This window comes from Gordonia sp. (in: high G+C Gram-positive bacteria) (genome assembly GCF_020438995.1).
Lineage (GTDB): Bacteria > Actinomycetota > Actinomycetes > Mycobacteriales > Mycobacteriaceae > Gordonia.
This window is the reverse complement of record NZ_JAGQTN010000139.1, coordinates 1-9,944: the sequence shown is the minus strand read 5'-3', so window position 1 is coordinate 9,944 and position 9,944 is coordinate 1. Positions and strand designations below refer to the sequence as shown.

Below are 9,944 nucleotides of genomic sequence, written 5' to 3'. Positions count from 1 at the left end.
GGCGGCAACGACGGCTACACGTCGGGACGAGGAGACAGCACTCTGGCGATGTGCACCACCGCGATGGGCCTGTCGGCGCTGACCCTGATCTACGCCGTCGCCCACACGGTCCGTCGCCGGTTCAGTCCGGCAGCATCCGCTGAGTGAAGAACGCACCGAACGCCACACCGGTGCCGAGCGCGATGCAGATGGTGGCAGCACCGGCGAACTGTGCGCCGCCGGACTGTCCGCCCATCTCCAGCAGGATCCCCGACACGACGGCGATGCCGGGCAACAGGGCGCCGGTGATCCCCATCAGCGCGAACACGTGTTGTGGGTAACCGGTCCGGGCGGCCATGATCATCGACACCACACCGAGGACGATCGCGGCGACGGCGTTGGCCCAGAGGGTGTCGAAACCGGCGGCCACCAGCAGTGCCTGGTTCACCCCGCCGGTGATCACTCCGATGACGGCCGCGGGCACCAGCAGCTTGAGCCAGCCGCCGTTGGCCAGGGCGTTCCCGATCGCGCCGATCGCCGAGAACACCAGGGCGAGGTACCACGGCAGGCCCGGCAGTTCGTCGAGCAGCGGATGTTCCATGTTCAGGAGTTCACCGAGTTCGAAGGTCAGCGCGGCGCCGACGGTGATGCCCAGGCCGGTGACCGCGACGCTGCCGGCACGGGTCACCGCGGTGAGGTAATCGGAGTCGATCACGTCGTTCATCGCACCGATGATCTGCGGCAGCGGAACCAGCAGCAGCCAGTTCACGGCGATCGCGGCGGCCGCACCCACCGGGTCGACGAGGCCGAGTTTGACCGCCAGCGTCGCCGCCACCCCGGCCACGCAGCTCTGCACCGCAATGGTGAACAGGTGCGGAGTGTGCAAACGCCCCAGGACCTGCCCGGCGAGTGCGGTGACGACCTGCACCGCACTCGCCGTCACCCACGCCTGCCAGCCCACGCCCAACTGCATGGCGATCACGAACGCCAGCAACGTCATGCCGATCGTCACCGCCCACCACGGGGTCACGGTCGCCCGCAGTTCACCGATCTGATCGCGTAGCTCGTCGAGCTTGGAAACAGCGACATCGGCGTTGTCCTCGATGCGCTGAGCCAGGCGGTGCAGCCGCAACGACCGGGTGCAGTCGATGAGGTCGAGAGCGTCGGCGCAGGTGGTGACGGTGACATTGGAACCGTCCGGAAGATGCGCCTCAACGATCACGACCCGCCCGACGGTGGTGCAGTTGAACCCTTCCAGACCCAGCGCGTGCGCATCGGCGCTCAAGATCTGCTTGGTGCGCCACCCGGATTGCCCGGACTCCAGAAAGCCGCAGGCGAGGTCGGCGAGCAGTCCCAGCCGGTCACGGATCTGGGTGGGCGTTGTCTCCATAGGAGGCAAGCCTAAGCCTTGCTCGGTGCGACTTTTGGCGTACTGAGCCGCGACACGGCCGGGTTGGCAGTCAGCCGCTGTTCGTGACGGCGTTCAGCGGTTGAAGATCACTCGATGGTGAACCACCGCCAGGCGCGCTTACCGGAGATCTTGTCGACCACGATGATGCGATAATGCCCGGGGTTCGAGTAGAGGCCGTTGTCCGTGACTCCGACACCACCCTGACACAACGCCGACTTGTACGTCGGTTTGGTGGTACCCGGGAAATAGATCTGGATCTGGCAGTTCATACCTTGTACTTCTGCACCTGATCGATCACGAGCTGACCACGCCACTCCCGGGGAAAAACCAGTGCTATAGACATTCGGCCCGTAGTTTTGTCCGTAGTAGGCGTTGATCTTCATCTTGATCGCAGCCACACCATTTCTCGCAGGTGCCGCGTTTGCTGGGGTCGTGGGTATCGTTGCGAGCGCAATACCAGTGACCAGGGCGATGGTCGGTACAATCTTCTTGAGCATTTGGTGACGCCTTTCGGAAATCTATGTGATCCGATACTGGGAATCTCAGTATGAGTGGTCATCGGCACTACGAATGTCACCCATGCGGGTGAACTTCCCGCGGGCAGACTGCGATACGACCGTTCCGACGTTCACTCATACCAGGGCCTGATCGATTTGGCCTCCCGAGGGTGGCATCGGGAATCATGGGCGCCATGAGCACCGCACCACTGGCCCCGGCGGCCGTCCTGTGGGACATGGACGGCACCCTGCTCGACTCGGAACCGATCTGGGACATCGCCGTCGAACAGTTCACGCTGCGTCACAGGATCTTGCTCACGCCCGCGTTGCGGGAATCGACGCTGGGCAACTCGCTGCCCGACGCGATCACCAAGGTGCACGATGCCGCCGAAGTACCCACGCGGGATCGGGACATGGCCGGGGACAGCCGCTGGGTGATCGACCATGTCGCCGAACTCTTCGCACAGGGACTGCCGTGGCGGCCCGGGGCAGCAGACGCGCTCGACATGCTCCTCGACGTTGGTGTCCCGTCGGTGCTGGTCACCAACACGATCCGGGAACTCACCGACGTCGCCCTCGACACGCTCGGGCGGCACCGGTTCGCCGCCACCATCTGCGCCGACGAGGTGGTGGCGGGTAAACCGCAGCCCTACGTGTACCTACGTGCGGCCGAGTTGGCCGGACGACGTCCAGGCGAATGCCTGGCCGTCGAGGACTCGCCGACCGGAACGATCGCCGCCACGTCCGCGGGCTGCCCGACGCTGGTCGTGCCGTCGGCGGTGCCGGTCCCGAAGGGATCGCTGCGCAGCTTCCGGGCAACCCTGGCCGGACTCACGTTCGGCGATCTGGTCGGCGCGTGGACGGGCGAGCACCAACATATCCATTAGGACCGGTCACCGGCGGCGTGCGAGAATAGCGCACCGTGAAGACATTCGAGGAGCTGTTCGCCGAACTCAGTGACAAGGCCGTCAGCCGCCCCGAGGGGAGCGGCACCGTCGCCGCCCTCGACTCCGGAATCCACACCCTGGGCAAGAAGATCATCGAAGAGGCCGGCGAGGTGTGGCTGGCCGCCGAACACGAATCCGACGACTCGCTCGGCGAGGAGATCTCCCAGCTCCTGTACTGGCTGCAGGTGATGATGATCAAACGCGGACTGACCCTCGACGACATCTACCGACATCTGTGAACCGATAGGCCCCAACACCTTTCACAGTCCCACCTCGTCAAAGGATCTACCCACCATGTTGCGTGTGGCAGTGCCCAACAAGGGCGCCCTCAGCGAATCCGCCTCGGCCGTCCTCGCCGAAGCCGGCTACCGGAAACGTTCCGACAGCAAAGACCTCACCGTCCTCGACAACACTAACGACGTCGAATTCTTCTTCCTGCGGCCCAAAGACATCGCCATCTACGTCGGTCAGGGCACCCTCGATCTGGGTATCACGGGCCGCGACCTGGCCGGTGACTCCGGTGCCTTCGTAGACGAACAGATCTCGATGGGCTTCGGTTCATCGACGTTCCGCTACGCCGCCCCCGCCGGAGCGCAGTGGACCGTCGGCGACCTCGCCGGAAAACGCATCGCCACCTCGTACCCGAATCTGGTGCGCCGTGACCTCGCCGACCGCGGTATCGACGCCGAGATCATCCGCCTCGACGGCGCCGTCGAGATCTCCATCCAGCTCGGGGTGGCCGATGCCATCGCCGATGTCGTCGGCTCCGGGCGCACCCTGCGTCAGCATGGACTGGTCGCCTTCGGTGACACCCTCTGCGATTCGGAGGCGGTGCTCATCTCGCGAGCCGATGCCGACCTGGGCAAGGCGGCACGCCAGTTCATCGCCCGGGTTCAGGGTGTGGTGTTCGGCCAGCAGTACGTGATGATGGACTACGACTGCCCCAAATCGCTACTGGAACAGGCATCGGCGATCACCCCGGGCATCGAATCGCCGACGGTCGCGCCGATGGCCGACCCGGACTGGGTGGCCGTGCGCGCGATGGTGCCGCGCAAACAACACCAGAACCTGATGGACGAACTGGCCGAGCTCGGCGCGAAGGCGATCCTGGCCACCGACATCCGCTCCTGCCGCTTCTAACCGTGCCCAACCGGCCACGCCTCCCCATCGCAGGTTGTGGTGTGAGGTCGGCCGGCGACCGAGCCTCGAAACCACGCAAGATGACAATGTCGTCTCACCGGGGTTTCGAGGCTCGCAAGCGCGCACCTCAACCGGCAGTCATCACCTCAGGCGTCGCCGAGAGCGGCGATGATGCGGGGGCGCAGTTCGGCGGCGGGGATCACCGCGTCGACCGAACCGACCTCGACGGCGCGGCGGATGCTGTGGATCTTGTCGAACTCGGCGGCCACCTCACCGAGCTTCTCCGCCCGCACCGAGGTGCGCACGTCCTCCAGATCCGTTTCCAGCAGGGTGCGTTCGGCTCCCTCGGCGCGCTCGGTGCGGGTGCGCAGCTCTTGCACCCGGGGATCGGCAGCCGTCCGGTGCGACACCTCACCGCCGAACACCGCTGCCGCGGCGGGCGCACCGCCGAGCACCGACGCGAACGATCCGTCGACCGCGAGCACCGTCATTCGCGGGTTGAGTGTCTTGGAGAACACCACGAACGCGCCGCCGTGGTAGCGAGAGATCACGCAGAAGGCGATCGGTCCGTCGAAATTGACGATGGCCCTGCCGATTTCGGCGCCGTACTCCAGCTGTAGCTTACGCATCGATTCCGGTGAACCGTCGAAGCCCGACAGGTTGGCCAGTACGACCAGCGGACGGTTGCCGCTGGCCGCGTTGATCGCCCGGGCCGTCTTCTTCGACGAATTGGGGAACAGGGTGCCCGCGGTGTAGGTATCCGGGCCGTCCGACGGCGGGAAACCGGTGCGCGGCACGGCCTTTGACTCGATACCGATGAGGCACACCGGATTTCCTGCCAGGTGTGCGTCGGTGACCACGGACGTTTCCGCGTCGGCCATGTTCGCCCAGCGTTCGAGCACCGGATGATCCTGGTCGGCGACCGCACGCATTACCGTGCGGATGTCGAACGGCTTCTTGCGATCCGGGTTGGCGGTAGCGGAGAAGATGTCACCGACAGTGGCGAAGTCGCTGCCGGCCAGCACGTGCGGGAACCCACTGACGTCACGGTCGACCGGGTCGGCGGTGACCGCTGAGCGCGGTGCGCTCTCCCCGGGCACCACATAGGTGTGGTCGTAGTGCGACATCAGGATGTCGCGTGCCGCAGTAAGATTCGGCGCCCAGTACTGCGCCTGGCCGTTGGGTCCCATCACCCGGTCGTAGCCGCCGATACCGAAGTTGTCCTCGGCCGACACACCACCGGAGAAGTCGAGCGCCTGCTTGCCGGTGAGCACCATCGCCGACTCCGGAGTCATCACCAGGATGCCCTTGGTGTGCATCAGCATCGTCGCCTCGGCGTTCCAGTACGGCTGCGCGCCGACGTTGATGCCGGCGACGACAATGTTGATCTCGCGGCCGTCCTGGGTGAATTCGACGATCTTCTTCAGGGCCGCCGCCACCCAGTCCATGTTCTCGGTACCGGACTCCATCGACACCCGGGCGCCTGCGGACAATGCGTACCATTCCAGCGGGATGTCCCGCTGCTCGGCCAGTTCCAGCGCCGCGATCACCCGGCGGCATTCTTGCTCGGACAACGCGCCGAGAGCCTTCGTCGGGTCACCGAGCAGCACCACACGCGTGATGCCCTGCGGATACTTCTCGGTGGCGGTGGTCACCAGGCCGGCGACGATCGCGGCCTTGTTCAGGCCCCGGGACCGGTCCACCGGAACCAGGGTGCCGTCGTCGGACAGGTCGTGTTCGGTGAAATCGCCCAGCAGATCGACCAGCTCGTAGGGGTACACGTTGCCGCGGGCCGCGGCACGCAGCACCTTCTGCCGGTAGGCGTCGATGGGTTCGACCGGTTCACCGATCGGGGTGTCGTAGTCGACGACGGCGTTACCGGCCGCGTCGAAGCTCAGATGGATGGCAGTCTTGACCAGTTCACCCGACTCCTCGTCGGGGCGGCGGCCGATGATCAGGATCTCCTCCAGACCGGCGCCCACGGTCGTGGGCAGCACCCGGTCGGCGATGGCCTGCAGTTCGTCGCTGGTCGTGGTGATCGGCGGCCACACGTACAGGGCCAGACGGTTGGTGCTGTACCGGGTGGCCGCAGGACGCCGCGCGTGGGCCCGGCGGATCGAATCCAGACAGGTGGCGATGGTGCGCTCCGCCGTCGGGTAGACGAGAAGGTTGTTGGGCTCGTCGCGGAACGGGGTGAGGTCGCGGACCTGTGCGAACGCGATCAGTCGATCGTCCGACGGGTTCTCCTTGGCGACCGCGCGGAACAGGTAGATCTCCTCGTCGTCGGTGGACCGCAGGCGTGTCAGATCGAACTTGTGCAACCGCTCCATCTGCATGCGCTGTGCGATATGTGGGTGCAGGCCCCGGATCAGCCGGTCCTCGGTGAGCCCCGACAGCGACGGCCGGAAGGTGAAATGGTGGTGCATGACAGTGCTGCCGACCCCGGCGACCGTCGCCGTGATGCGTTGCAGCTGTTCGGGAATCGGGCGCGCGGACACGATCTCGTGCAGCGCCGCCACCATCTCGTCGAAGGACGCGGGTTGACGTTCCCAGCTCAGGTAGATGTCGGCGACGACGGGCACCGAACTCGCTGAGGCCAGTTCGATCAGGCCACGGGTTGCGGCGTCGAGCGCGCCGTAGTTGACGGCGACCGAGGCGACGGTCACGTTGTGCCGGTCGGCGACGACGAAGTGGCATCCGGCGATGTCCCGGACTCGCAGATCGTTGAGACCCTTGTTGCCGTAGTAGCGGCGGGTCAGTACCTCCAGCATCACGGAGTTGTCGTAGTTGCCGCGGGCCAGGCGCTGGGCCAGCAACCGCACCAGCGGCTGTGTGCTGGGCACCATCTGCGCGATCCGTTCGGCGCGATCCGCGGCATCGGGATGCTGGTCGAGATAGCGCAATGATTTGCGGACATCGGTGTACACGCGGGCTCGATCGCGGCGCAGTACCGGCAGCGCGAACCAGGCGTATGCGACGCTACGGGCGACGTCGGCGATGCGGGGGAAACGCACCTGGGTGACCCCGACGAGACGTTCGAGGGCGACGGTGACCTGACCGGCGATGGCGCTGTCCGGCACGGGTTCGCGCAACCATTCCCGCAGCAGGGAGATGATCACGCCGGTCTCCGACCGCTGCTGGGCCAGGAAGATCCGGTACACGCTCGACTCCAACTCGGGAGTGCGGTCGAGTTCGGTCACCCCATAGTGCCGCAATGCGCTGGTCAGCGTCGTACGGAAGGATTCGGGCAGACCTGCGCGTTCGACGTCGAGACTGCGCAGATACGTGTGGAAGTATTCGCGGGCGCTGTGCACATGGCCCAGGCCGTCATCGTCCTCGGTGGACTGCCGATAGCGGTCCGACGGACCGTTGTTGGTCAGGTCGGCCAGATCGGTGAACACCTCGATGAGCTCAAGTTCGGCGGCGATCTGCCGGTGCCCGTCCGCGGCGGCGGCGGTACGGGCGGCGACGTACTCATCGATGATCTTGCCGCCGTGCGGGCCCATGTCGTAGCCGAGCAGCAGGCTGCGCAGATGCTCCTGGTGACGGATCAGCTGTTCGTCGGCGCCGCGCCCATCGAGCACCTCCGGCAAGTCCAGGTCGGCCTGCGCGGAGGCCGCACCCGCCGCCGCGTCGGCGTCCTCGTCGTCTCCGTCGGCGAGCTCTTCCAGACGCAGTAGCGGGGCTCCGGATTCGACCTGCGATCCGACCGTGACCACACAGTCGGTGAGCCGGGCACGGAACGGTGCCCGCAGCACCGTCTCCATCTTCATGCTTTCAAGCACCAGAACGGGGTCGCCTGCCTCGACTTCGGCACCCACCTCCAGCGGGGTGGCCACCACCAGGGCAGGGGCCGGGGAGCGGAGTACACCGCCCTCATCGCGGCTGACCCGATGGGTGACGCCGTCGACCTCTATCAGATGAACGGGACCATGGGTGCCTGTGGTGACGCGGTGGCGCATACCGTTGACGACGATCTGCCCCGAATGCCTGTCGAACCGGTGCAGATCGATATCGGCGGTCTGCGTCTCGGTGCCCGCGTCGATTCCGATGCGGAACCTGTTGGCACCCACCCGGGCGGCCCGCACCCGATAGGTGGCGCCGCGCAGCTTGAGGTCGAGCGGACGGCCACTGTGATGCTGCACCTGCGGACGGCCACCGGCTGCGGTGGTGAGCAGACGATGCTGTTCGGCGTGCTCGTCCTCTTCGTAGATGTCGATGGCGGCCAGCGCGAGCGCGACTCCGATGTGCCGATGTGAGACCAGCCGACCTTCGCCACGGACCCGGTCGATCCAGCCGGTGTCGGCGGAGCCATCGATGACTTCGGGCTGATCGAGCAGGTCGAGCACGAATCCCTTATTGGTGGCACCACCTTCGATGATGACGCGGGTCTCTGTCATCGCGCGGCGCAGCCGACCCAGCGCCTGCTCGCGGTCGGAGCCGTAGGCGATGATCTTGGCGATCATCGAGTCGAAGTCGGCAGGGATGGTGTCGCCCTCGCTGACGCCGGTGTCTACACGGACACCCGGACCCGCAGGCAGGTCGAGCATCGCGATCCGGCCGGGTGCGGGCGCAAAATCACGATCGGGATCTTCGGCGTTCAGGCGTGCTTCGACCGCGTGACCACGTTCGGCAGGCGGGGTGCCTTCGAGTCTATTGCCTGCGGCCACCTGGATCTGAGCACGCACCAGGTCGATGCCGGTAGTGAGTTCGGTGACCGAATGTTCCACTTGCAGACGGGTATTGACCTCCAGGAAAGCGAACAGTTCGTCACCGGGGTGATACAGGAATTCGACGGTGGCGGCACCGGAGTAACCGACGGCGACGGCGAGCCGTTCGGCCGATTCCTTGAGCTGGGTGACCTGCTCGGGCCGCAACACGACCGACGCGGATTCCTCGATCACCTTCTGGTTGCGCCGCTGAATGGAACAGTCGCGCACACCGAGTGCCCAGGCGGTGCCCTGGCCGTCGGCGATCACCTGCACTTCGACGTGGCGTCCGCCGGACACCATCCGTTCGAGGAACACGACGCTGCTGCCGAACGAACGGGCGGCTTCCTGACGAGTGCGCTCGTATGCCTCGACCAGATCGCTTTCCTCGGTGATGACGCGGATACCGCGCCCACCACCACCCGCGGTGGCCTTCAGCATCATCGGGTAGCCGATGGTGGCTGCCGCGGCGATGGCGTCTTCGAGGGTGTCGACGGCGCCACCGCTCCACGGAGCGACCGGTACGCCCACAGATTCGGCGATCTGCTTGCCGCCGATCTTGTCGCCGAGTTTGCGCATCGCATCCGGGCTCGGACCGATGAAGGTGACCCCGATCTGTGCGCACAGTTCGGCGAAGGCCGGGTCTTCGGCGACGAAACCCCAACCGACCCAAGCGGCTTCGGCGCGAGTGGCGACGAGGGCCTTCTCCAGGGCCTTGAGATCGATGTACGGCCGAGCCGATGCCGGGCCGAGGTCGTAGGTGATGTCGGCTTCGCGCACGAACGTGGCGTTGCGGTCGACGTCGGTGTAGAGCGCGATCGTTTCGATCGTCTCGCCGGTCTCGGCCGCGAGGTCGCGCACGGCGTGTATCAGTCGCATGGCTGCCTCGCCACGGTTCACGATGGCGATTCTGCTGAACATCGTCTACTCGCTCCATTCACCAAGTCGTCAGGCGGGGACCGCCCGGGCACCGAACGGCGCGCCGGTTGTGATCCTCCGAGTACCCCATTGTGTGGGTGATCCGCGCTACTACCAAGTAGGACCGGCCGAGAGTGGCGTATCTGACGTTCGCCTATCGCCCGGCGACCGACGGAACGCGACATCGGACGGCATCTCCACGGTCGCCCGGGGTTGCCGATGGTCCGGGGGACTACGGTGAATCGGTGACGCTGACCGTATCCGCGCAAGTCGCCCTGATCCTCGCCGGGCTGATCTTCCTCTGGGCATTGCTGCTCGGCATCTGGAAGTTCCAGCAGATCGC

The 9,944-nt window shown here is 66.0% G+C and carries 6 protein-coding genes; 3 read left to right on the top strand and 3 right to left on the bottom strand.

The genetic code is table 11. The features are described from left to right. Nucleotides 1-121: 121 nt before the first annotated feature. Together KDB67_RS10720 and KDB67_RS10715 are read right to left on the bottom strand one after the other, a co-directional pair. Complete coding sequence (locus tag KDB67_RS10720) at nucleotides 122-1,369, bottom strand: threonine/serine exporter family protein (protein ID WP_291015621.1); 1,248 nt, start codon at nucleotides 1,367-1,369, stop codon at nucleotides 122-124. A 107-nt stretch (nucleotides 1,370-1,476) separates the two neighbouring features. Then, nucleotides 1,477-1,887: a hypothetical protein gene (locus KDB67_RS10715; RefSeq protein WP_291015619.1), complete on the bottom strand. Its 411-nt coding sequence runs from the start codon at nucleotides 1,885-1,887 to the stop codon at nucleotides 1,477-1,479. A gap of 194 nt (nucleotides 1,888-2,081) precedes the next feature. Between KDB67_RS10715 and KDB67_RS10710 the strand changes: the two genes are divergently transcribed. From KDB67_RS10710 to hisG, 3 genes are read left to right on the top strand one after another with little or no spacing between them, the layout of a single operon-like run. Beyond that, complete coding sequence (locus tag KDB67_RS10710) at nucleotides 2,082-2,774, top strand: HAD family phosphatase (RefSeq protein WP_291015617.1); 693 nt, start codon at nucleotides 2,082-2,084, stop codon at nucleotides 2,772-2,774. Between the two features lie 35 nt (nucleotides 2,775-2,809). Next, on the top strand, nucleotides 2,810-3,073 hold the full coding sequence (locus KDB67_RS10705) for a phosphoribosyl-ATP diphosphatase (protein ID WP_291015615.1): 264 nt from the start codon (nucleotides 2,810-2,812) through the stop codon (nucleotides 3,071-3,073). 55 nt (nucleotides 3,074-3,128) lie between these two features. Beyond that, the gene (gene hisG, locus KDB67_RS10700; RefSeq protein WP_291015613.1) at nucleotides 3,129-3,974 is read left to right on the top strand and encodes an ATP phosphoribosyltransferase; all 846 of its coding nucleotides are present in this window, start codon (nucleotides 3,129-3,131) and stop codon (nucleotides 3,972-3,974) included. 146 nt (nucleotides 3,975-4,120) lie between these two features. Here hisG and KDB67_RS10695 read toward each other — a convergent pair whose 3' ends face one another. Beyond that, a complete protein-coding gene (locus KDB67_RS10695; RefSeq protein WP_291015611.1) occupies nucleotides 4,121-9,604 on the bottom strand; it encodes a carboxyl transferase domain-containing protein in 5,484 nt (1,827 codons plus the stop codon). Between the last annotated feature and the right edge of the window lie 340 nt (nucleotides 9,605-9,944).

Excerpts from the sequence above, each read along its gene's own strand:
- KDB67_RS10720 (WP_291015621.1), bottom strand. The coding sequence starts at position 1,369 with ATGGAGACAACGCCCACCCAGATCCGTGACCGGCTGGGACTGCTCGCC.
- KDB67_RS10715 (WP_291015619.1), bottom strand. The coding sequence starts at position 1,887 with ATGCTCAAGAAGATTGTACCGACCATCGCCCTGGTCACTGGTATTGCG.
- KDB67_RS10710 (WP_291015617.1), top strand. The coding sequence starts at position 2,082 with ATGAGCACCGCACCACTGGCCCCGGCGGCCGTCCTGTGGGACATGGAC.
- hisG (WP_291015613.1), top strand. The coding sequence starts at position 3,129 with ATGTTGCGTGTGGCAGTGCCCAACAAGGGCGCCCTCAGCGAATCCGCC.
- KDB67_RS10695 (WP_291015611.1), bottom strand. The coding sequence starts at position 9,604 with ATGTTCAGCAGAATCGCCATCGTGAACCGTGGCGAGGCAGCCATGCGA.